Origin of the sequence: Hydrocarboniphaga daqingensis, from assembly GCF_900129825.1 — a bacterium.
Taxonomy (GTDB): domain Bacteria; phylum Pseudomonadota; class Gammaproteobacteria; order Nevskiales; family Nevskiaceae; genus Hydrocarboniphaga; species Hydrocarboniphaga daqingensis.
The window spans coordinates 1-21,476 of sequence record NZ_FQWZ01000003.1 but is presented as its reverse complement, the minus strand read 5'-3'; the positions used below and the strand labels follow the sequence as shown (position 1 = coordinate 21,476).

The 21,476-nt window shown below is 61.9% G+C and carries 32 protein-coding genes; 1 reads left to right on the top strand and 31 read right to left on the bottom strand.

Features of this window, described 5'->3' with window-relative positions:
* Window positions 1–7 precede the first annotated feature (7 nt).
* Complete coding sequence (locus tag BUB09_RS06065; RefSeq protein ID WP_175550120.1) at window positions 8–1,873, top strand: putative 2OG-Fe(II) oxygenase; 1,866 nt, start codon at window positions 8–10, stop codon at window positions 1,871–1,873.
* A gap of 18 nt (window positions 1,874–1,891) precedes the next feature.
* Here the strand turns inward: BUB09_RS06065 and BUB09_RS06060 are convergent, their stop codons facing one another.
* From BUB09_RS06060 to BUB09_RS05910, 31 genes are all read right to left on the bottom strand, one after another.
* The gene (locus tag BUB09_RS06060) at window positions 1,892–3,496 is read right to left on the bottom strand and encodes a tetratricopeptide repeat-containing sulfotransferase family protein (protein ID WP_072896603.1); all 1,605 of its coding nucleotides are present in this window, start codon (window positions 3,494–3,496) and stop codon (window positions 1,892–1,894) included.
* A gap of 140 nt (window positions 3,497–3,636) precedes the next feature.
* Window positions 3,637–6,513: a TonB-dependent receptor domain-containing protein gene (locus tag BUB09_RS06055; RefSeq protein WP_072895621.1), complete on the bottom strand. Its 2,877-nt coding sequence runs from the start codon at window positions 6,511–6,513 to the stop codon at window positions 3,637–3,639.
* 514 nt (window positions 6,514–7,027) lie between these two features.
* Window positions 7,028–7,426: a 50S ribosomal protein L17 gene (gene rplQ / locus BUB09_RS06050; protein ID WP_072895619.1), complete on the bottom strand. Its 399-nt coding sequence runs from the start codon at window positions 7,424–7,426 to the stop codon at window positions 7,028–7,030.
* Between the two features lie 45 nt (window positions 7,427–7,471).
* On the bottom strand, window positions 7,472–8,455 hold the full coding sequence (locus tag BUB09_RS06045; RefSeq protein WP_072895616.1) for a DNA-directed RNA polymerase subunit alpha: 984 nt from the start codon (window positions 8,453–8,455) through the stop codon (window positions 7,472–7,474).
* 109 nt (window positions 8,456–8,564) lie between these two features.
* Window positions 8,565–9,188, bottom strand: coding sequence for a 30S ribosomal protein S4 (gene rpsD / locus BUB09_RS06040; RefSeq protein WP_072895614.1), 624 nt, complete (start codon window positions 9,186–9,188; stop codon window positions 8,565–8,567).
* 11 nt (window positions 9,189–9,199) lie between these two features.
* Entirely contained in the window at window positions 9,200–9,598 is a 399-nt protein-coding gene (rpsK, locus tag BUB09_RS06035; protein WP_072895611.1) for a 30S ribosomal protein S11, read from the bottom strand.
* 49 nt (window positions 9,599–9,647) lie between these two features.
* Window positions 9,648–10,004 (bottom strand): 30S ribosomal protein S13, encoded by a 357-nt coding sequence (gene rpsM / locus BUB09_RS06030; protein ID WP_072895609.1) that lies wholly within the window; start codon window positions 10,002–10,004, stop codon window positions 9,648–9,650.
* Window positions 10,005–10,104: 100 nt separating this feature from the next.
* On the bottom strand, window positions 10,105–10,218 hold the full coding sequence (gene rpmJ / locus BUB09_RS06025; RefSeq protein WP_072895606.1) for a 50S ribosomal protein L36: 114 nt from the start codon (window positions 10,216–10,218) through the stop codon (window positions 10,105–10,107).
* Between the two features lie 62 nt (window positions 10,219–10,280).
* The gene (gene secY, locus BUB09_RS06020) at window positions 10,281–11,681 is read right to left on the bottom strand and encodes a preprotein translocase subunit SecY (RefSeq protein WP_072895603.1); all 1,401 of its coding nucleotides are present in this window, start codon (window positions 11,679–11,681) and stop codon (window positions 10,281–10,283) included.
* Window positions 11,682–11,717: 36 nt separating this feature from the next.
* Complete coding sequence (rplO, locus tag BUB09_RS06015; RefSeq protein WP_072895601.1) at window positions 11,718–12,155, bottom strand: 50S ribosomal protein L15; 438 nt, start codon at window positions 12,153–12,155, stop codon at window positions 11,718–11,720.
* A complete protein-coding gene (gene rpmD, locus BUB09_RS06010; RefSeq protein WP_072895598.1) occupies window positions 12,155–12,346 on the bottom strand; it encodes a 50S ribosomal protein L30 in 192 nt (63 codons plus the stop codon). Before rpmD ends, rplO begins: the two co-directional genes overlap by 1 nt.
* Before the next feature lie 8 nt (window positions 12,347–12,354).
* Window positions 12,355–12,870 (bottom strand): 30S ribosomal protein S5, encoded by a 516-nt coding sequence (rpsE, locus tag BUB09_RS06005; RefSeq protein WP_436232903.1) that lies wholly within the window; start codon window positions 12,868–12,870, stop codon window positions 12,355–12,357.
* Window positions 12,871–12,873: 3 nt separating this feature from the next.
* Window positions 12,874–13,230: a 50S ribosomal protein L18 gene (rplR, locus tag BUB09_RS06000; RefSeq protein WP_072895595.1), complete on the bottom strand. Its 357-nt coding sequence runs from the start codon at window positions 13,228–13,230 to the stop codon at window positions 12,874–12,876.
* A 62-nt stretch (window positions 13,231–13,292) separates the two neighbouring features.
* Window positions 13,293–13,823: a 50S ribosomal protein L6 gene (rplF, locus tag BUB09_RS05995; protein ID WP_072895591.1), complete on the bottom strand. Its 531-nt coding sequence runs from the start codon at window positions 13,821–13,823 to the stop codon at window positions 13,293–13,295.
* A gap of 38 nt (window positions 13,824–13,861) precedes the next feature.
* Window positions 13,862–14,260: a 30S ribosomal protein S8 gene (gene rpsH, locus BUB09_RS05990; RefSeq protein WP_072895588.1), complete on the bottom strand. Its 399-nt coding sequence runs from the start codon at window positions 14,258–14,260 to the stop codon at window positions 13,862–13,864.
* 15 nt (window positions 14,261–14,275) lie between these two features.
* On the bottom strand, window positions 14,276–14,581 hold the full coding sequence (gene rpsN, locus BUB09_RS05985) for a 30S ribosomal protein S14 (RefSeq protein ID WP_072895585.1): 306 nt from the start codon (window positions 14,579–14,581) through the stop codon (window positions 14,276–14,278).
* Window positions 14,582–14,598: 17 nt separating this feature from the next.
* Window positions 14,599–15,135 (bottom strand): 50S ribosomal protein L5, encoded by a 537-nt coding sequence (rplE, locus tag BUB09_RS05980; protein WP_072895582.1) that lies wholly within the window; start codon window positions 15,133–15,135, stop codon window positions 14,599–14,601.
* A 91-nt stretch (window positions 15,136–15,226) separates the two neighbouring features.
* Window positions 15,227–15,547, bottom strand: a complete 321-nt coding sequence (gene rplX, locus BUB09_RS05975) for a 50S ribosomal protein L24 (RefSeq protein WP_072895579.1) — start codon at window positions 15,545–15,547, stop codon at window positions 15,227–15,229.
* Window positions 15,548–15,568: 21 nt separating this feature from the next.
* Complete coding sequence (gene rplN, locus BUB09_RS05970; protein WP_007185060.1) at window positions 15,569–15,934, bottom strand: 50S ribosomal protein L14; 366 nt, start codon at window positions 15,932–15,934, stop codon at window positions 15,569–15,571.
* A 22-nt stretch (window positions 15,935–15,956) separates the two neighbouring features.
* Entirely contained in the window at window positions 15,957–16,241 is a 285-nt protein-coding gene (gene rpsQ / locus BUB09_RS05965; RefSeq protein WP_072895577.1) for a 30S ribosomal protein S17, read from the bottom strand.
* A 4-nt stretch (window positions 16,242–16,245) separates the two neighbouring features.
* A complete protein-coding gene (gene rpmC, locus BUB09_RS05960) occupies window positions 16,246–16,434 on the bottom strand; it encodes a 50S ribosomal protein L29 (protein WP_436232906.1) in 189 nt (62 codons plus the stop codon).
* A 17-nt stretch (window positions 16,435–16,451) separates the two neighbouring features.
* Window positions 16,452–16,865, bottom strand: coding sequence for a 50S ribosomal protein L16 (gene rplP / locus BUB09_RS05955; RefSeq protein WP_072895571.1), 414 nt, complete (start codon window positions 16,863–16,865; stop codon window positions 16,452–16,454).
* 48 nt (window positions 16,866–16,913) lie between these two features.
* The gene (gene rpsC / locus BUB09_RS05950) at window positions 16,914–17,603 is read right to left on the bottom strand and encodes a 30S ribosomal protein S3 (RefSeq protein WP_072895568.1); all 690 of its coding nucleotides are present in this window, start codon (window positions 17,601–17,603) and stop codon (window positions 16,914–16,916) included.
* Window positions 17,604–17,612: 9 nt separating this feature from the next.
* On the bottom strand, window positions 17,613–17,954 hold the full coding sequence (gene rplV, locus BUB09_RS05945) for a 50S ribosomal protein L22 (RefSeq protein WP_072895567.1): 342 nt from the start codon (window positions 17,952–17,954) through the stop codon (window positions 17,613–17,615).
* 10 nt (window positions 17,955–17,964) lie between these two features.
* Entirely contained in the window at window positions 17,965–18,237 is a 273-nt protein-coding gene (gene rpsS, locus BUB09_RS05940) for a 30S ribosomal protein S19 (protein WP_072895564.1), read from the bottom strand.
* Between the two features lie 10 nt (window positions 18,238–18,247).
* On the bottom strand, window positions 18,248–19,084 hold the full coding sequence (rplB, locus tag BUB09_RS05935; protein ID WP_072895562.1) for a 50S ribosomal protein L2: 837 nt from the start codon (window positions 19,082–19,084) through the stop codon (window positions 18,248–18,250).
* 28 nt (window positions 19,085–19,112) lie between these two features.
* On the bottom strand, window positions 19,113–19,454 hold the full coding sequence (rplW, locus tag BUB09_RS05930) for a 50S ribosomal protein L23 (RefSeq protein WP_072895560.1): 342 nt from the start codon (window positions 19,452–19,454) through the stop codon (window positions 19,113–19,115).
* Window positions 19,451–20,056 (bottom strand): 50S ribosomal protein L4, encoded by a 606-nt coding sequence (rplD, locus tag BUB09_RS05925; protein WP_072895557.1) that lies wholly within the window; start codon window positions 20,054–20,056, stop codon window positions 19,451–19,453. Before rplD ends, rplW begins: the two co-directional genes overlap by 4 nt.
* Before the next feature lie 13 nt (window positions 20,057–20,069).
* Window positions 20,070–20,705: a 50S ribosomal protein L3 gene (rplC, locus tag BUB09_RS05920; protein ID WP_072895555.1), complete on the bottom strand. Its 636-nt coding sequence runs from the start codon at window positions 20,703–20,705 to the stop codon at window positions 20,070–20,072.
* A gap of 15 nt (window positions 20,706–20,720) precedes the next feature.
* Window positions 20,721–21,035: a 30S ribosomal protein S10 gene (gene rpsJ / locus BUB09_RS05915; protein ID WP_072895552.1), complete on the bottom strand. Its 315-nt coding sequence runs from the start codon at window positions 21,033–21,035 to the stop codon at window positions 20,721–20,723.
* 93 nt (window positions 21,036–21,128) lie between these two features.
* Window positions 21,129–21,476, bottom strand: a 348-nt coding sequence (locus tag BUB09_RS05910) for an EF-Tu C-terminal domain-related protein (RefSeq protein ID WP_494546059.1), incomplete at its 5' end; no start/stop codon positions are given.

Sequence of the window (21,476 nt, the reverse complement as noted above, 5' to 3'; positions counted from 1 at the left end):
ACAGGGCATGACGCCCGCCAGCACGCATCTCAAGGTCAGCATGAGCCCGCGACATCAACCGCTAAGCCCCCAGCAGGCGCGGCTCCGTGCGGACGCACTTCAACATCTGGCGCAGGGACAAGCCCAGCAAGCGCTGGCGTTGGCGAGGACACTGGTGGCCAGCGCCGCGAGCTCGGCCGACGCGCAGTTGCTACTGGCCATCACACTGTCCGAAACCGGCGCCGACCGTGAGGCCGAATTGGCCTTCGCGCGCGCCAGCGCCTTGCTGCCCAACAGCGATGTCGTCGCGCAGAACCATGCCGCGTGGCTCGGCCGGATGAACCGCGCTGGAGAAGCCATCGCGTTGCTGTCGCGCTTTCCACGATCTGCCGGCGCATCGAGACAGCTGGGCCTGCTGCTGCAGCAGCAAGGCGACATCAAGCGCAGCGTGGAGGCGCTGCGCCGCGCCGTCACGATCGATCCGGCCAGCGGCGATGCCTGGCGCGCACTGGGCAGCGCGCTGCGGGCCAGCGACAAGCTTGAATCTGCCGACGAAGCGTTTGCCAAGGCCTGCGCCACGCAATCAGCCAACGCCGACAACTGGTTCAACCGTGGCGCCGTGCTACGGCTGTTGGGCCAGATCGAAGCGTCGATGAGTTGTATGCAGCAGGCACGCGCTCTGGGCGACGACAGGCCCGAGCTTCACAACGCGATCAACGGCCTGCTCGCCGACGCGGGCCGCGTCGGCGACGCGCTCGCAGGCGCCAAGCTTGTGGCGCGGCGCTTCCCCTCGTTCGTACAAGGCCTGGAAACGCTCACGCAAATGTCGTGGGAGTACTCGCCCACCGTGTCGACCGCCGACGATGTCATGGCGCCGCTTCGCGCAGCGGCTGCGGCACAGCCAGCGAACCGCTCGCTGTGCCTGGCATTGGTACGCCTTCAGATGCAGGCCGGCCAGTTCGAGCGCGCTCTCGATAGCGTCGAACGATCGCGCCTGCATCCAGCCGATCCGGTGGCCGACTGGATCAGCGCCGAGTGTCTTGGTGGGCTTGGCCAGCACGACGAGGCCGACATCCGCTTTCGGCGCGCCGCGGTCTACTTCGGCGATCAGAACGTGGACTTTTTGAACGCGCACATCCGTCACTGCCTGAACACCCAGCGCATCGATCAGGCAATGTCACTGGCGACGCTCGCGACGAGCCGCTATCCCGATCATCAGGAAAGCTGGGCGCATATGAGTACGCTGTGGCGCCTGGCAGGAGACGAGCGCGAACACTGGTTGTGCGACTACCAGGCCCATGTCGCCGATCTCGAGCTATCACTCCCCAAGGGCTTCGCCACGCTCGAACGCTTTCTCGACGCTCTAAGCGACGTGCTCGATCCTCTGCATGGGGCGTACCGCCAACCGCTCGGCCAGAGCGTTCGCAATGGATCACAGACGTCGGGCCGCTTGCTCGGCCGGAACGATCCGACCTTGATGGCATTTCATGCCGCGATCCAGACGACCGTCACTGGCTGGCTTGCGCGCCTGCCCGACGATGCCCGCCACCCTTTTCTACGACGCAAGCAGCAGCGCACTCGGGTGGTCGGGTCGTGGTCGGTGAAGCTGCAAAGCGGTGGGCATCACAGCCAGCACATCCATCCGGACGGTTGGCTGAGCTCAGCGTTCTACGTCAGCGTGCCCGAGACACCGGCTGACGATACGGCCGGCTGGCTGGCGCTCGGCCAACCGCTCGGGCCGATCGGCGCCGCACTGTCGCCACGGCGCTTGATTCGCGCCGTGCCGGGGCGCTTGGCACTGTTTCCATCATACTTCTGGCACGGAACCATCGCCTTTCGGTCGGCGCAGCCGAGGTTGACTGCCGCGTTCGATCTGCAGCCCGCCGAGCGCTGACGAGACTCGGCAGTCCGCTCAGGGCACCGCGATTCCCGCGGCCGTCAGCGTTTCGATCAAGGTCGCCAGCCCGTCACGATGCTGGCGAGAACGCAGCAGCGAGCGACGGTGCACCGGCTCGCGGACCTGCGCTGCACTGGCCGTTGCAAAGGCGACCGAGTCATCGGGCACATCCAGGACCCGATCGCTCCACGGCAGACCGCACCACTGCAGCACGCGCCGCGCCTGACCTTCGGGATCGTTGACCAGGTCTTCGTAATGCACGTCGAGGATCACGCCCGGCATCACCTCATGCCAGTGCTGCATCATCTGGTGATAGGCGACGTAGTACGCACCCAACTCCTTCTGATCGTACGAGAACGGATACGCGTCGAAGAACAGCGTCTTGAACACGGCATAGCAGGTGTCGAGCGGATCGCGCACCAGGTTGATGATCCGGGCATGCGGCAGTGCCTTGCGGATCATGCCGCAGTACATGAAGTTGACCGGCATCTTGTCGATGAACAGAGGCCGATCTTCCGCTGCCGTGCGGGCGCCCTGCATGTAGTCTCGCCCGAGTTCAGCAAAATCGATCCGCTGCGAGGCTTCTGCCGGCGTCAGCGATCGATCGGCCGTCATGGCGTCGGCGATGGCCTTAGTGAGCAGGTTGCTGAAGTCGAGCAACTCGCCGGCGGAGTGCACCGCACCGCTTCCAACCAGCATGCGTTCGAGCAAGGTTGTACCGGTACGCGGCATCCCGACGATGAAGATGGCGCCCGGCTCCTGATGCGCGGCGTGCTCTGACGCCATGAAATGGCCGGTATAAGCGGAGCGCAGCGCCTGCATCGCTTCGATTTCCGGTGAAACCGAATAGTCGAACGAGCGGCGTCGCGTGGCGGCAGCTCGGACCAACACCTCGAACGACCGCGTCTCGTCGCCGAGGTCTTCAAGCTCCTTGCTCAACGCATACAGCGTTGCCGCTTCTGCCAGCGCGTTCGGGAAGCCGGCCGCGGCTCGCCGTTCCAAGTCCTCAATGTGATTTCGATCGGGGGTCTGTCGGCGCAGAGTCGAGCGCAGGTACAAGCCATGGCCAGCCTGCGGCATGCGCTGAACGAGTCGATCGAGATTGCGCTCGGCATCGTCGAAACGCCCTGCAAAAAACTGCGCGACAGCGAGGTCGTACAACAAGCCCGGCGGCGCACCGAGAGCCGCCAGTGCGGTTTCGTACAGGCCGATAGCGTCGGCGAATTGCTGGGTCGCGGCGCAGATCGATCCGGCTTGCCAGATCAATCGCGGATCGGTGGACGTGATGGCGCCGACTTCCAGCGCCAGCCGTCGAGCAGCGTCGCGTTGACGCAGTTGCAGCAGCAGACGCGCCGTTTTGACTTTCAGCTCAGGATTGCCACCACTGGCATCGGTTGCACTGCGAATCCATTCCAGCGCGCGCGCCGGCTGTCCAGTGGCCAACGCGGCTTCGCTCGCAAACTCGAGCGCGTGTTCGCTTAGCGGATAGCGTTGAGCCAAGGCCTCGGCTTGCGTCATCGCTTCGGCGAAACGCTCGTTTTGCAGCAGCTGATAACCGCTTGCCAGCTGGTTATTCAATTCGGCGGGCAGTTCTCGGCGCCGCGGGCTCGCAATGGACATGGGGTCTGGATCTGCCGTGATGAAGTCGGCGAGCAGCATAGTCCAAGCGGCATGGGCTGCTCACCGTCAAAGATGGGGTAAAAAAAAGCGGCGGGCCGAAGCCCGCCGCTCTTGATCTACAACGTCCTGCAAGGTGTCGCTTAGAACTCCAGCGTCAGGCTGGTGAACAGGTAACGACCGAGCTGATCGTAACCGCCCAGCGCGTTGCCGTTGTTCGTCAGCTGGCTGCCAACGAGCGGCGGTTCCTTGTCGAACACGTTGTTGATGCCCGCGGTGAGCAGAGCCGGACCGAAGCTGACCGAGCCGTTGATGTCGAACCAGTTGTAGGCGTCAACACCACCGTTCTTGACCAGACCCGTATCCGTGGTCAGAGGACGACCCTTGCGGAAGTTACGCGGATCCTTGTAGTCCAGCGCACCGAAGTAGCGCCAGCGCACACCGGCCGTGTAACGATCGATCGAGTAACGAGCCGTCGCGAGGTGACGCCATTCCGGAGCCTGGCTGCACTGCGGGCTGACGTTGCCGGTGCAATCGTATGCAACGCTGCTATCCGACTGCAGAGGCGAGAACGTCTTGTCGAGCAGGTAGGTGCCGGCGATCGACGTCGACAGACGGCCCGGACCGAGGCGCATCGTGTACGAAGCCGACAAGTCGATACCCTTAACTTCGACGCTACCCAGGTTCTGCTGGAAGTTCGTCACGAAGCCGGACGTGCCGCGGAACAAGTCGCCCGTCGTCGGATTACGCGTGATCAGCGAGCAAGCCGAGGACTGACCCGTCAGAGCGCAGATGTCGAGCAGGTTGCGTGCACCCACGCCGCCGATCGCATCTTCGATCTTGATCTGGTAGTAGTCGACGCTGACGATCAGGTTCTTGACCGGCTCGGCAGCGACGCCCAAGGTCCAGGTGTTCGCCTTCTCAGGCGTCAGGTTCGGGTTGCCACCGGCGATCTGGTTGTACTGAGCAGCCGGGTTGGCGGCGATGCTGCCGTACTGGGCTGGCGTAACGCCGGTAAGGGCGCACTGCTCAGCCGTGTACTCCGGCGTGGCGCCGGCGCACGGATCGGTGCCGCCCCACAGACCGATCTGCTGCGGCAGGAACAGCTCGTTGATGTTCGGTGCACGGATCGCGCGGTTGAAGCCGCCACGAAGCTTGTAACGATCATCAAAGAAGTTCGCGCCGAAGCCGATCTTGTAGGTGCTGGCGTCGCCCGACAGTTCGTACTGCGAGAAGCGATAGCCGACGTCGGCGTCCAAACGGCTCAGGATGCCGGCGTTGGTCAGCAACGGAATCGCGCCTTCCATGAACAGTTCTTCGACGCCGATCGCCGCCTTGATCGGCGGGCTCTCGCTGCCCGAGCCGGCAAAGTTGCCGTCGGCCAGATTGGAGTCGGCGGAGTAGGCGTAACGCTCGGTGCGGTTTTCGTAACCCAGCACAACGCTGACGGCCTCACCACCGGCGGTCGGCAGGCCGACGCCCAGATCGCCCGTGACGTAGCCGTTGACAACGCGCATGTCAGTGACGACCTGCTGCTGGCTGATGCCCTGCAGCGCCTGAGCCTGAGCCGGCGTGACCGAGTCGGTGAACACTTCGTACGGAACGCAGCCGTCGAACGAGCCATCCGGGCAGCCCAGCAGCGCATCACGGATGCGCGAGGTCAGGAAGTCGTTGGTGCCAACCGTGGTGTTCGAAGCGCGGTTGTACGTGAACGACGCATCGTAGCTCCAGCTGCCCCAGATCGAGCCGCCGACGCCGGAGGTCACGCTGAAGTTGTTGGACTCGGCTGCGTTGAAGCGCGGGCCGCCTTCAACGTTGCGCTTGGCGACGTAGACGGTGAATTCGTCGTCCGTAATGCCGGTGTCGTTGCACAGCGTGCCGATTTGCGGCGTGTCGCAGTTGACCGTCACGTCGGTGAAGAACGCGCCCGACGGTGCCAGCTGCGTGCTGCTGCGACGGTTGACGAACATCGCTTCGAGGTACGGCTTGGCGTATTCGTTGATCTCGTACTTGATGTTCGTACCGGCGGTATAACGCTCGTCGGGACGCTGGTAGTAGTTGATCGGCGCGAAGTTGTAGAGGTTGGTCGGACCATCTTCGAGCGACCAAGCACCCGCGCCAGCGCGGCTGACGTAGGAGTAGATGCCGCTTTCGGGGGCCACCACGTAGAAGTTGGCCGGATCGGCAGTGGCGGAACCACCGCAGCGGGTCGCGGCCGCGTTCAGCGCGCAGCTCGAGTAGTCACGCTGCGCCTGGAACAGCGGCGCATTCTTACGCCACGTGCCCCAAGCCGTCGCGTGGCCCTTCTCACCGAAGTTGCCACCGATGACGATATCGAGGTTGCGCGAAATGCCGTCAACGCCGGAATCGCCCTTCTCGTAATCGAAGCCGCGCTGATCGAGCAGGCCCTGAATGTAGCCGTTGTCGTTCTTGTGCTGGTAGCCGTTCCAGCCACCGTTGATGCGAACGCCTTCGAACTCGTCATCGAGAATGAAGTTGACGACACCCGCAACGGCGTCCGAACCGTACACCGCGGACGCGCCGCCGGTGAGAACGTCGACGCGCTTGATCAGCGTGGCGGGGATGATGCTGATGTCCGGCAGTTCACCGGCACCCTTCGGAATGCGGCGGCCGTTCAACAGCGCCAGCGTGCGCTCGGGCCCGAGGCCACGAAGATCGACCGTTGCATAGCCGAGCGACGGGTTGTTGTTGACGTTGTCGAACTCGGGCGACAGCTGCGGATACTGGTTAACCAGATCTTCCGCAATCGTCGCACCCGCGTAACGGAACTCCTCACCCTTGATCTCGGCCACCGGGCTGGAAGCGGTGAACGTCTGGCTCTTGATACGGGTACCGGTAACGACCAGCTTGTCCAGATTAACGCTTCCCTCGGCAGCGGCTTCGCCGGCGGCCGGAGCCGCTTCTTGAGCGTAGGCCGTGGTGGCAGCCAGGCTCACGCCGCCAACGAGAAACGCTGTTCGCGCGGCGAGCCGCAGCTTACCTTCTGAGCTTAACCTCATGTAATTCTTCTCCCAAAGTGACCAGCAAGAGAGGCCTTGCATCGTCTGCTTGTAACAGGATGCATAAGCTTGAAACATTGTTGACACCAGCCGAGCGTAGCGACGCGTCCCCGACAATTCAAGAAGGATTACCCCTACTTGAGGAACTACCGCTACATCTCGATGTCTAGGACTGCTTCAGCAACGTTCATGCCCCAGCGGGCGCCTGTCTCGGCACTGGTTACCAATATTCCTCTGATTAGGGGGATTTCCTGACGCCATCAGCGATTGGGCCTGGTTGCGCACCGCCAAACCGCATGTCCATTGGTCGTGGGTCGAACGCATCCGACATCCAGCCGATGCGGCGCTTAGGCGCACCGCAAGGACTCCGGAAGGGCAGCATCCCCAGAAACGGGGGCACGGCTGACATTTACCTCCACTCCAGTTCCCGTCCGATACGCGCCTACGCGATCGACGCCAGAATGCAAAAAGGCGCCCGAAGGCGCCTTTATGAGCAACGACAACAATTTCAGCGTTATTCGGCTGCGGCAACCGCACCCACTGCTTCGCCGCCAACCTTGCGATCAACCAGCTCGATGTAAGCCATCGGCGCGTTGTCGCCGGGACGGAAGCCACAGCGCATGATGCGCGTGTAACCACCGGGACGGCCATTGAAGCGCGGACCGATGTCGTTGAACAGCTTCTGCACCGCGTCGCGATCGCGAAGACGAGCAAAAATCAAACGGCGATTCGCAACGCCATCAACTTTGGCGCGCGTGATCATCGGCTCGACGAGCTTGCGCAGCTCCTTGGCCTTCGGAACCGTCGTGCGGATCAGCTCGTTCTTGAACAGGGCAACGGCGATGCTCTGCATCGTCGCCTTGCGGTGGCTGCTGGTGCGGCCGAAAGCGCGGCCTGCGTTACCGTGACGCATGTTTCTATCCTTCCCGTATCAAGCAGTGTTGGCTGCAGGATCTAATTAGTTAACCGACGACTTCGGCGCCGACCAGTTTTCGAGCTTCATGCCGAGATCGAGGTCATGCGCCTTCAGCGCTTCCTTGATTTCGTTCAGCGACTTCTTGCCGAGGTTCGGCGTCTTCATCAGCTCGGTTTCGGTGCGCTGCACCAAATCGCCGATGTAGTACACGTTCTCAGCCTTCAAGCAGTTCGCTGAGCGCACGGTCAATTCGAGATCGTCGATCGGACGGAACAAGATCGGCGACAGCTCCTTCTTGCCAGCAACCGCCGTCGTCGTCGTCTCGGCTTCGAGGTCGACAAACACGGCAAGCTGATCGCGGAGAATCCGGGCCGCAAGGCGCACGGCTTCGGCCGGATCAATGCCACCGTTGGTGTCAAGATCCAGAATCAGCTTGTCGAGGTCGGTGCGCTGCTCGACGCGAGCACGCTCGACGCTGTAGCTGACGCGGCGAACCGGGCTGTACGATGCATCGAGCTTCAGAACGCCAACCGACGACGTGCTGTCTTCAGCGCCGCGCTGGGCAGCAGCCGGCACGTAGCCGCGGCCGCGGGTCACCTTCAGGCTGACGTTGAGCTTGCCGCCCGTCAGATTGGCAATGACCAGATCCGGGTTGACGATCTCGACATCGTGATCGAGCTTGATGTCGGCCGCGGTAACCGGGCCCTTGCCCGACTTTTCGAGGCGAAGCGTCGCTTCTTCACGCGAGTGCATCCGAATCGCGATGTTCTTGATGTTCAGCAGGATGTCGATGACGTCTTCCTGAACGCCTTCGATGGAGCTGTACTCGTGAACGACGCCTTCGATCTGCACCTCGGTGATCGCCGCACCGGGGATCGACGACAGCAGGATGCGCCGCAGCGCATTCCCCAAGGTGTGGCCGAAGCCACGCTCCAGCGGCTCCAGCGAGACGCGAGCGCGCGAGGCGGACTCCGCCTCGACTTCGACCAGGCGCGGCTTGAGCAAATCAGCGACGAAACCCTGCATATAAGTACCTCGTTAAACGGTCGGAAGTCAGCAGTCGGCAGCGGTGTAACTTGACCTGCCCAGTAAGCACCCTGCCGACCGCAGGGCGCCAACCGCCGACGGACTCTGATTACTTCGAGTAAAGCTCGACGACCAGGTTTTCGTTGATGTCCGGGACGATCTGATCGCGGCTCGGCAGCGCCTTGAACGTTCCCTTCAGAGCCTTCTCATCGACTTCAAGCCACTCGGGGAAACCAATCTGAGCGGCAATCGACAGCGACTCGGCGATACGGCTCTGCGCACGCGACTTCTCGCGCACCGACACCACGTCACCCACCTGAACCTGGTACGACGGAATGTTGACCGACTTGCCGTTGACCAGAACGGCCTTGTGACCGACCAACTGACGAGCCTCGGCGCGAGTACGGCCGAAACCCATCCGGTAGATCACGTTGTCCAAGCGCGTTTCCAGCGCCAGCAACAGGTTCAAGCCCGTTGCCCCCTTGGTGCGGGTGGCCTTGTAGTAGTAGTTGCGGAACTGACGCTCGAGCAGACCGTACATCTGCTTGAGCTTCTGCTTCTCACGCAACTGGGTTGCGTAGTCGCTCAGACGCGGCTTGCGCGCGCCATGCTGACCCGGGGGCGTTTCCAGCTTGCACTTGGTTTCAAGCGAGCGGCCGCGACCCTTGAGGAGAAGATCCACGCCACCAGCGCGGCGGGACAGTTTGCACTTCGGACCAATATAACGAGCCATGATCTTTTCTCTTAGACGCGGCGACGCTTGGGAGCGCGGCAACCGTTATGCGGAATCGGCGTCACGTCGGTGATGTTGGTGACCTTGAAGCCGGCAGCGTTCAGCGCACGAACGGCCGACTCGCGGCCCGGGCCGGGGCCCTTGACGCGAACTTCGACGTTCTTGACGCCGTGCTCGGCCGCAGCCTGAGCTGCCTTGTCGGCCGCAACCTGCGCCGCAAACGGCGTGGACTTGCGCGAGCCCTTGAAACCGGCGGCGCCGGCGGTGGACCAGCTCAGGGTGTTGCCCTGGCGATCGGTGATCAGAATGATCGTGTTGTTGAAGGACGCGTGGATGTGGCAGACGGCGTCAGAAACATTCTTCTTGACACGCTTGCGGGCCTTGGCGGCGCCGGCATTCGAAGTGGCCATAGGACAGCGGACTCAGTTCTTGATCGAGGAGGTGGACAAGAAGGACGACTTACTTCTTGATCGCACGGCGCGGACCCTTGCGGGTGCGGGCATTCGTGCGCGTGCGCTGGCCACGGACCGGAAGGCCGCGACGATGGCGCGTGCCGCGGTAGCAGCCGAGATCCATCAAGCGCTTGATGCTCATGGACACTTCGCGGCGAAGGTCGCCTTCCACGGAGTAGCGGCCGATTTCGACACGCAGCGTTTCGAGTTCGGCCTCGGTCAGGTTACGCACCTGCACGTCGGGCTTGATCTTGGCGGCCGCGCAAACCAGCTTCGCGCGAGTCGGGCCGATGCCGTAGATCGCCTGAAGGGCGATGACGGTGTGCTTCTTGTCCGGGATATTGACGCCGGCGATACGTGCCATGACGCTGGGAACTCCTAAAGAACGGGGCGCGCGAAAAGGGCGCGAATTCTACTGAGACTGCGACGGATAAGCAACCCGACGAAGAACGTCGGGCGAAAGCTTAGCCCTGGCGCTGCTTGTGACGAGCGTCCGAACAGATCACGCGGACAACACCGGCGCGACGGACGATCTTGCAATTGCGGCAAATCTTGCCAACCGAAGTACGGACTTTCATGACGAACCTCTAACAGACCACATTGATGTCGGCGACCGCGCTGGCCTTATAGCCAGCGATGGTCAGCGTTGCGTGCCGGAGTTACCCAGGCTCTTGGATTCGGGCCGGCCCAGAGACCGAGCACCCGGCTTACCGTCGCCGCTCTTACCCAGCGTCTTCAAGTTCGCCTTCTTCAGCAGACCGTCGTACTGGTGAGACATCAAGTGCGCCTGCAACTGCGCCATGAAGTCCATCACAACGACGACGGTGATCAGCAACGAGGTGCCGCCAAACGCGATCGGCACACTCCAATAAGCAATGAACAGCTCTGGCAACAGGCAGACGAGCGTGATGTAGACAGCGCCCGCTACCGTTAAACGCGTCAGAACCTGGTCGATGTACCGCGCCGTCTGTGTACCTGGGCGAACACCGGGGATGAACGCACCCGACTTCTTCAAGTTCTCAGCCGTCTCACGGCTGTCGAACACCAGCGCCGTGTAGAAGAAGCAGAAGAAGATGATCAGCACCGCATACAGCACGCTGTGCAAAGCCTGGCCGGGTGACAGCGCATTGGCCAACTGCGCAAGAAAACCACCACCCTCTTCGCCGCCGAAGAAACGAACAATCGACGCGGGGAACAGGATGATCGATGAAGCGAAGATCGGCGGGATGACGCCCGCCATGTTCAGCTTCAGCGGCAGATGCTGGGTTTGGGCGGCGAACAGCTTGCGGCCCTGCTGACGGCGAGCGTGGTGGACCGGGATCCGGCGCTGCGAGCGCTCAACGAACACGACACCCAGCGTTACGCCCGCGACCAACACCGCGATGGCGATCACCATCAGCCCCGACATGGAGCCTTCGCTGACCAACTGCGCAGTGGCGCCCAATGCCGGCGGCAGGCCCGCAACGATTCCCGAGAAAATGATCATCGACATCCCGTTGCCGATGCCGCGCTCGGTAATCTGCTCACCCAGCCACATCAGAAACATCGTGCCGGTGACCAGCGACACCGTCGCAGTGAAAATGAACCCGAAGCCAGGCGCGATCGCAACGCCGCTCGACTGCAGTGCGGTGGCCGCGCCGATCGACTGGAAGATCGCCAAGCCCAAGGTCCCGTACCGGGTGTACTTGGTCAGCGTGCGCCGGCCAGACTCGCCTTCTTTTTTCAGGTCCTTCAGCTGAGGCACGACGGCCGCCATCAACTGCACGATGATCGATGCCGAGATATACGGCATCACGCCGAGCGCGAAGATCGACAGCCGGTGCAGCGCGCCGCCCGAGAACATGTTGAACATGTCCAGGATCGAGCCCTGCGTGCTGCTAAACAATTGCTCCAACTGGCGCGGATCGATGCCGGGTACCGGAATAAAGCTGCCGATCCGGAACACCACGATGGCACCCAGCAGGAACAACAGCCGACCACGAACCTCTCCGATCTTGGAGAGATCCGGCACCATGCCTGCGCTGGCGGTGGACTTGGCCATGGGTTCCTTGTTACCTGGTACGTCGGCTAGTCGGGTTTATTCGGCAACCGAGCCGCCAGCGGCTTCGATTGCTTCACGCGCGCCCTTGGTGACCAAGATGCCCTTCAGCGAGACCTTACGCGTGAGCTCGCCCGACTTGATGATCTTGGCCTGCTCCGCCGTCGCCGGAACGACATTGGCGATCTTCAGTGCTGCGAGATCAATGTCGCCTTCGATCTTCAGCTTCGACAGCTCCGACAGGCGCACTTCAGCAGTCTTGTTGACCAGCGGGCTGTTGAAGCCGCGCTTGGGCAAACGACGCTGGATCGGCATCTGGCCGCCTTCGAAGCCGACCTTGCCACGACCGCCCTTACGAGCGCGCTGACCCTTGTGACCACGACCGGCGGTCTTGCCCATGCCGGAACCGATACCACGGCCGACGCGGACGCGGACGGTCTTGGAGCCTTCGGCAGGCTTGATGTCATTGAGCTTCATTAGGCGACCTCTTCCACTTTCAACAGGTAGTACGCCTTGTTGACCATGCCCATGTTCTGGGGCGTGGCGGCGATGACCACGCTCTGATGCGGCTTACGCAGGCCCAGACCGTTGACGCATTCCTTGTGGCCCTTGACGCGGCCAAAGATGCTCTTCATCAACGTGACCTTGATTTGCTTCGTCGTGCTCATGGCAGTTCTCAGGCAAGCAGTTCTTCGACCGTCTTGCCGCGCTTGGCGGCAATTTCGGACGGCATGTTCATGCGCTTGAGCGCATCGAGCGTCGCGCGAACCATGTTGATCGGGTTGCGCGAGCCAAACGACTTGGCCAGCACGTTCTGCACACCGGCCACTTCAAACACAGCGCGCATCGCGCCGCCGGCAATAACACCGGTACCGTCGGAGGCCGGACGCATGAACACCTTGGTCGCACCGTGGGTGCCCCAGATTTCGTGCTGCAGGGTCAGACCCTTGAGCGGCACGGTGATCATGTTCTTGCGAGCCTGGTCCATTGCCTTGGAAATGGCCTGAGGCACTTCGCGCGCCTTGCCATAACCGAAACCGACCCGACCGGCGCCGTCGCCAACAACGGTCAGCGCGGTGAAGGCGAACTGCTTGCCGCCCTTGACCGTCTTGCTGACGCGGTTAACGGTAACGAGCTTCTCCTTGAAGTCGCCGCTGCTCTGCGAGTCGTCGTACTGCATGTTCGTTGCCATGACTTAAAACTCCAAACCGGCTTCACGCGCCGCGTCAGCGAGGGCCTTGATACGACCGTGATACTTGAAACCGGCGCGATCGAACGCGACGGTGGTAATGCCGGCTGCCTTCGCCCGCTCGGCGATCAGCTGGCCAACTTTCTTGGCGGCGTCGACATTGCCGGTCGCCTTCAAACCTTCAGCGACCACCTTTTCGACGGTGGAGGCAGCGGCGACGGTCTCGCCCGCATTCGGCGCAATAATCTGGGCGTAGATGTGGCTCGGCGTGCGGTGCACGGCCAAGCGGTAAACGCCCAACTCGCGGATTTTGAAACGCGTGCGACGCGCGCGACGCAGGCGAACTTGCTTCTTGTCTTTCATGGTGCCGGCTCGGTACTACTCAATGGTGGGAAGAAAACGCGGATGCGCGATGGCGCGGGGCGTTACTTCTTCTTGGCTTCCTTCAGCACAACCTTCTCATCCGAATAACGCACGCCCTTGCCCTTGTAGGGCTCAGGCGGACGGTAGCTGCGCAACTGCGCGGCGAGCTGACCGACCATATGCTTGCTCGGACCGGTGATCACGATGTCGGTCTGCGTCGGGCAAACGACACTGATGCCGGCCGGAATCGGATGCTCGACCGGATGCGACAGGCCAACGCTCAGGTTGACCTTGTTATTGGCAACCGAGGCGCGGTAACCGACGCCGACCAGCTGCAGCTTGCGCTCGTAGCCCTTGGTCACGCCCACGACAGCGTTGTTGAGCAGCGCGCGAATCGTTCCAGCCTGCATCGCATTCGACTTGATCGAATCGGCGCTGACGACGGCTTCACCGTTGCCGATTTCAACCACAACGCCATGGCCCAGTGCCACGGTCTGCGACGCCTTGGCGCCCTTGATGGTCACGACACCAGCGTCGCTGGTGATGGTGACGCCGGCGGGGATCACCACCGGCATTTTAGCTACACGGGACATGGCTTCTCGTCCTAGATTCAGTGAGTTCGACGGATGGCTTAGGCGACGATGCAGAGCACTTCGCCGCCCTGACCTGCGGCGCGAGCCGCCTTGTCCGTCACAACGCCATTGGGCGTCGAGATGATCGCGATGCCCAGGCCGCCGAGAACGGTCGGCAGCTCGCCCGACGCCTTGTAGACGCGCAGGCTTGGCTTGCTGATGCGATCGATACGCTCGATCACCGGCTTGTTGTCGTAATACTTCAGCGTCACGGCCAGCGTCTTCTTGCCGGCGCCGGCTTCGACGGTCTCAAAACCGGCGATGTAGCCTTCGTCCTTCAACACCTGGGCGATGGCGCTCTTCAACTTGGATGCGGGGGCGGTGATCTGCTTCTTGCGGGCCTGCTGGCCGTTACGGATGCGAGTCAGGAAATCGCCAACGGGGTCGGTCATGCTCATGGTTCTACTCGTTCCTTACCAGCTGGCTTTCTTGAGGCCCGGCACTTCGCCGCGCATCGCGGCTTCGCGCAGCTTGTGACGCGCGAGACCAAACTTGCTGTAAACGCCGCGGCTGCGGCCGGTCAACGCACAACGGTTGCGCTGACGGGTGTAGCTGGAGTCACGCGGCAGCTTCTGCAGCGCAACAGCAGCGGCCTGCTTCTCGTCGTAGGACGCCGTGGCGCTGACGACGACTGCCTTGAGCGCGTCACGCTTCTTGCCGAGCTTGGCAACCAGCTTCGCGCGCTTGGCTTCGCGCTCGATCATGTTTCTCTTGGCCATGTTGGTCTCGCTCGGTCTTACTTGCGGAAGGGGAAGTTGAAGGCATCGAGCAGCGCTCGGCCTTCGGCATCCGTCTTCGCCGTGGTGGTGAAAGTGATGTTCATACCGCGGAGCGTGTCGACCTTGTCGTACTCGATTTCCGGGAAGATGATCTGTTCGTTGATGCCGAAGTTGAAGTTGCCGGCACCGTCGAAACCACGCGGGGAGATGCCGCGGAAGTCGCGAATGCGGGGCAGCGCGATCACGAGCAGGCGCTCCAGAAACTCGAACATCTGCGGGCCGCGCAGCGTCACCTTGACGCCAACAGGGTAGTTCTCACGAACCTTGAACGCGGCGATCGAGATACGGGTCTTCGTGATAACCGGCTTCTGGCCGGCAATCGCCGTCATGTCCTTGACGGCATGCTCGATGACCTTCTTGTCGCTGGTGGTCTCACCAACGCCCATGTTCAGCGTGATCTTGGTCAGGCGGGGAACCGCCATGACGTTGCAACCCAGCTGCACTTTAAGCGCCGGGGCGATCTTGTCTTTGTAAAGCTGCTGCAGATTTGCCATGACTCGCTCGTTTCCAGTTGTGCTTCCGGTCGGGCTTCCGAACTCTCCAGACAAGCTGGAGCCCGGTCACCTGGGACTGAAAACCGTTTGATTAATCAACCAGCTCTTTGCTGGACTTGAAGATGCGGACCTTCTTGCGGTCGGCACCCTCGCCGACGAACTTGAAGCCAACGCGATCAGCCTTGCCGGTCTTGCTGTTAAACAGCGCAACATTCGAGATGTCGATCGGCATCTCCTTCTCGACGATGCCACCGGCGACACCCGCCTGCGGGTTGCCCTTGGTGTGACGCTTGGCAACGTTGATGCCCTCAACCACCAGCGCACCATCGAGCACGCGCGACACGTTGCCGCGGCGACCCTTGTCCTTGCCGGTGATGACGATGATCTCGTCGCCTTTCTTGATCTTGCTCATAGCAGTTCTCTGGACCCGGCCTTAGATAACTTCAGGCGCGAGCGAAACGATCTTCATGAAGTTCTCGCGCAGCTCGCGCGTGACCGGCCCGAAGATACGGGTGCCGATCGGCTCGCCCTTGCTGGTCAGCAGCACGGCAGCGTTGGTATCGAAACGGATCGTCGAGCCGTCCGGACGACGAACACCGTGACGGGTGCGGACGACGACAGCATCGTGCACTTCGCCCTTCTTGACCTTGCCGCGGGGGATCGCATCCTTGACCGTCACCTTGATCACGTCGCCAATATTGGCGTAACGGCGATAGGTGCTGCCCTTGACCTGGATGACCTGCACGGTCTTCGCACCGCTATTGTCAGCGGCGACGAGGAAGGATTCTTGCTGCATCATGGCGCGTTACTCCTTCGGTCGATCAGGCGTGGGTTTGGATGATCTCGACCAGCTTGAAGCGCTTGGTGCGCGACAGCGGACGAGTCTCAACGATTGCCACCAAGTCGCCTTCCTTGCACTGGTTGGCTTCGTCGTGGGCGTACAGCTTGGTGGAGCGACGCAGGATCTTGTTATAGATCGGATGCTTGACGGTGCGCTCGACCACGACCGTGATCGTCTTGTCGCCCTTGTTCGAGGCAACGCGACCGACGATGCGGCGCTCTTTGTGCTCGGCCGTGGCCGGGCTGGTGTTTTCGACTTCGCTCATGACTTCAAGCCTTGGTCTGCTGCTTAGTGAGGAAGGTCTTGACCTGCGCAATCTTCTTGCGCGTGGCGGCCGCCAGATGCGTCTGGTTGGCCTGACCCATGGCACCCTGCATACGCAGGTTGAACTGCTCGCGGCGCAGGGCCTCGAGTTCGGTCTTCAGACCGGCGCTGTCTTTGCCAACCAGCGACTTGATGTAATCGGTGTTCTTCATTACAGAATCGTCCGCTGAACGAAGGTGGTCTTGACGCACAGCTTGGCGGCGGCCAGCTCGAATGCCTCGCGGGCTTCGGCTTCGGTCACGCCTTCCATTTCGTACAGCATCTTGCCGGGCTGAACCTTGGCGACCCAGTATTCGACGTTGCCCTTACCGGAGCCCATGCGGACTTCCAGCGGCTTCTTGGTCACCGGCGCGTCCGGGAAGATACGGATCCACAGCTTGCCGCCCTTCTTGGCGTAACGCGTGATGCAACGACGCGCCGCTTCGATCTGGCGCGCGGTGATCATGCCGTGCTCGGTGGCCTTGAGGCCGAACTCACCGAAGCTGACCTTGTTGCCGTTCTGCGCCAGGCCGCGGTTGCGACCCTTCATCTGCTTGCGGAATTTGGTTCTCTTGGGCTGCATCATGGCAGCGGACTCCTAAAAAAACGGTTGCGCGAGGGGCGCGTGAACAGCTCAGGCAGTAGCGGCTTCACCCGCTTCATCCTTCTTGCCGACCAGACGATCGGTTTCGAAGGTCTCACCGGTGAAGACCCACACCTTGACGCCAATGACGCCGTACGTGGTCTTCGCTTCCGCGGTGTTGTAATCAACCATCGCGCGCAGCGTGTGCAGCGGAACGCGACCTTCGCGGTACCACTCGGTACGTGCGATTTCGGCGCCGTTCAAACGGCCACCGACCTGGATCTTGATGCCGCCAGCGCCCAAACGCATCGCATTCTGAACAGCACGCTTCATCGCACGGCGAAACATGATGCGACGCTCGAGCTGCTGAGCAACGGATTCGGCGATCAGGCGGGCGTCGAGCTCTGGCTTGCGAATTTCTTCGACCGAGATGTGAACGCTGTCGGTCTTGAGGCCCATTTTGGCCGCGACTTCCTGCTTCAGCTTCTCGATGTCCTCGCCCTTCTTACCGATCACGATGCCCGGACGGGCCGTGTGGATCGTCACGCGGGCGGACTTCGCCGGACGGTCGATCTGGATTTTCGACACCGAGGCGCTAGCCAGCTTCTTGCGCAAGAACTCGCGGACCGCGATGTCCTTGTTCAGGTTCTCGCCGTACGCGCGACGCTCGGCGTACCAGTTGGACGTCCACTGGGTCGTGATGCCCAGGCGGAAACCGTTCGGATTTACTTTATGGCCCATAGGTCTGCCTTACTTCTTCTTTTCGTCCGAAACGCGGATGGTGACGTGGCTCGTCGGCTTGGAGATGCGATCGGCGCGGCCCTTGGCACGCGGCATGATGCGCTTCATCACCGGGCCACCGTCGACAAAGATCTCCGCAACGCGAAGTTCGTCGACATCGGCACCGTTGTTGTTCTCGGCGTTGGCGATGGCCGATTCAAGAACTTTCTTGATCAGTCCAGCGGCGCGCTGGTTCGAGAACTTCAGGATGTTGAGCGCTTCATCGACCTTCTTGCCACGGACCATGTCCGCGACGAGACGACCCTTGAGCGGGGACAGGCGCACAAACTTGAGGACGGCTTGAGTCTGCATGGCGATCTCCTTAGCCCGTCTTCTTGTCGCCACCGTGACCCTTGAAGGTCCGGGTGGGCGCAAATTCGCCGAGCTTGTGACCGACCATGTTGTCGGTGATGAACACCGGCATATGAGCCTTGCCGTTGTGCACCTGAATCGTCAGACCGACGAAATCCGGCGTCACCATGGAGCGGCGCGACCAGGTCTTGATCGGCTTCTTCACGCGGCTGCCCTGCATGTCGGTCACCTTCTTGGACAGATGGTGATCGATGAACGGACCCTTCTTTACGGAACGCGGCATGGCCTAGTCCTTACTTCTTCGCTTTGTGACGGCTGCGGATGATGAACTTATCCGTGCGCTTGTTCTTGCGGGTCTTGAGACCCTTCGTCTGCTGGCCCCACGGCGTAACCGGGTGCGGATTACCCTGGCCAGACTTACCTTCACCACCACCGTGCGGGTGGTCGACCGGGTTCATAACGACGCCGCGAACGGTCGGCCGAATGCCCTTCCAGCGCTTGGCGCCTGCCTTGCCATACTGGCGCAGGTTGTGCTCGTTGTTGCTGACTTCGCCCATCGTGGCGCGACCATCAGCGTGAACCTTGCGCATTTCGCCAGAACGCAGACGGATCGTCGCGTACTCACCTTCGCGAGCAACCAACTGCACGGCCGCACCAGCGGAGCGAGCCAGCTGCGCGCCCTTGCCAGGACGCAGCTCGATGCAATGCACGGTCGAACCCAGCGGGATGTTACGCAGCGGCAGCGAATTACCCGGCTTGATCGGCGCATCCGAGCCAGACTGCAGCGTGTCGCCGGCAACAACGCCGCGCGGCGCGATGATGTAGCGGCGCTCACCGTCGGCGTAGCACAGCAACGCAATGTGGGCCGAGCGGTTCGGATCGTATTCGACGCGCTCAACCTTGGCCGGCACGCCGTCCTTGTTGCGCTTGAAGTCGATGATGCGATACGTCTGCTTGTGACCACCACCCTTGTGACGCGTGGTGATGTGCCCGTTGTTGTTACGGGCGCCGGCAGGGCCGTTCTTCTCGAGCAGCGGTGCGTGGGGTTCGCCCTTCCACAGACCCGGCGTGACCACCTTGACCTGGTGGCGACGGCCCGGCGACGTCGGTTTCATTTGGACCAATGGCATGGTCGTATCTCTCTAGTCTTCGTTTCGCTTAAGCGTTCGCGGTGCCGAGGAAGTCGATTTCCTGGCCGGCTGCGAGCGTGACGTAGGCCTTCTTCCAATCGCTGCGGCGGCCGAAGCTCTGGCCGAAGCGCTTGACCTTGCCCTTGACGTTCGAGGTCTGGACATCTTCGACCGTCACCTTGAACAAGGCTTCGATTGCGGCCTTGATCTCCGGCTTCTTGGCGTCACGCAGGACCTTGAACACGGCCTGATTGTTCTTTTCGGCGGCGCGGGTGCTCTTCTCGGAAACGACCGGCGCCAGGATGATGGCGTGGATGCGCTCGCTCGACAGCTTCACGGGCTTGGTCGCGTTATCGACGATATTGCTCATGACAGCCAGGCCTCCAGCTTCTTGACCGCATCGGTCGTGATTACCACTTTGTCGTGCGCCAGCAGCGTCACCGGATCGAGCGCTGCGACGTCGCACAGGCCGACCTTGTGAAGATTGCGAGCCGACAGGTACAGGTTCTGATCGATCGATTCCGACACGATCAGCACGTCGCTATGACCCAGCGTCGTGAGCTTCTGCACCAGCGACTTGGTCTTGCCGGCTTCGACGGCAAACGCGTCGGTGACCAGCAGGTTGCCGCTGCGAGCCAGCTCGGAGACGATCGAGCGGATCGCGCCGCGATACATCTTGCGGTTGACCTTCTGCGAGAAGTCACGCGGCACGGCGGCGTGCGTCACGCCACCACCACGCCACAGCGGCGAACGGATCGAGCCGGCGCGAGCCTGGCCCGTACCCTTCTGCTTCCACGGCTTCTTACCGCCACCGCGGACTTCGCCCTTGGTCTTCTGTTTCTTGGTACCCGCACGACCACCGGCCTGATAGGCCGTCACGATCTGGTGCACGAGGGCGCGGTTGTACTCGACACCGAAGACCGCGTCAGAGACGGCGACCGTGGTGGAGCTGTTGTGAAGTTGGAGTTCCATGATGTCGTTCTTCTTACTTCACGGTCGGGCGAACGATCACGTTGCCGTTGGCGGCACCCGGAACGGCACCCTTGACCAGGAGCAGGTTGCGCTCGACGTCAATCTTGACGAGGTCGAGGTTGAGAGCCGTAACGCGCTTGTTGCCCATGTGGCCGGCCATCTTCTTGCCCTTCCACACCTTGCCGGGGGACTGGCGTTGACCGATGGAGCCGGGCGCGCGATGCGACAGCGAGTTACCGTGGCTGGCGCGACCGCCACCGAAGTTCCAGCGCTTCTGCACGCCGGCAAAGCCCTTGCCGATGCTGGTACCAGTGACGTCCACAGCCTTGACGCCGTCAAAGGCGCCGACCTTGATTTCGCCACCAACGGCGAAATCGGCACCCTCGGATTCGTCGAGACGAATTTCGCGAAGGAGACGGCCAGCCTCAACGCCGGCCTTCTTGAAGTGGCCGGTGAGCGCCTTGTTGACGCGGCTGGTCTTGACCTCACCCGCCGTCACCTGGACAGCCTTGTACCCGTCGGTGTCGACGGACTTGAGCTGGGTGATGCGGTTGGGGCTGCATTCGATAACAGTGACCGGGATCGATTCACCAGCTTCGGTGAAGATGCGGGTCATGCCGGCCTTGCGGCCAATGATGGCGATTGTCATATCTGAGTCCTCGCCTTAGTTGACTTTGATCTGGACTTCGACGCCCGCGGGGAGGTCGAGCTTGGAAAGCGCATCGACGGTCTTTTCCGTCGGATCCACGATCTGCATCAGGCGCTTGTGGGTGCGAATCTCGTACTGGTCGCGCGCGTCCTTGTCGGCGTGCGGCGATACCAGGATGGTGAAGCGCTCTTTGCGGGTCGGCAGCGGGATGGGCCCGCGCACAACGGCGCCGGTCCGCTTCGCGGTCTCGACAATTTCTTTCGCCGACTTATCGATAAGCCGATGATCGAATGCCTTAAGCCGGATGCGAATGGATTGGCTGGCGGCCATACTGAGGTCTCAGTCTTTAAAGAACGGTGGGAACAAACAGCGGGGCGCGGATTGTACGCGCCCCGCTGATATTTGCAAAGCTTTTTCTGAAACTTAGGCGATGATCTTGGTGACCACGCCGGCGCCGACAGTGCGGCCGCCTTCGCGGATCGCGAAGCGAACCTGCTCTTCCATCGCGATCGGGTTGATCAGCTCAACCGTCACCTTGATGTTGTCGCCCGGCATCACCATTTCCGTGCCTTCCGGCAGGAACACAGAGCCCGTCACGTCCGTCGTGCGGAAGTAGAACTGCGGACGGTAGCCCTTGAAGAACGGCGTGTGACGGCCGCCCTCTTCCTTCGTCAGAACGTACACCTCGCCTTCGAACTTGTCGTGCGGCTTGATGCTGCCCGGCTTGCACAGAACCTGTCCGCGCTCGATGTCTTCCTTCTTCGTGCCACG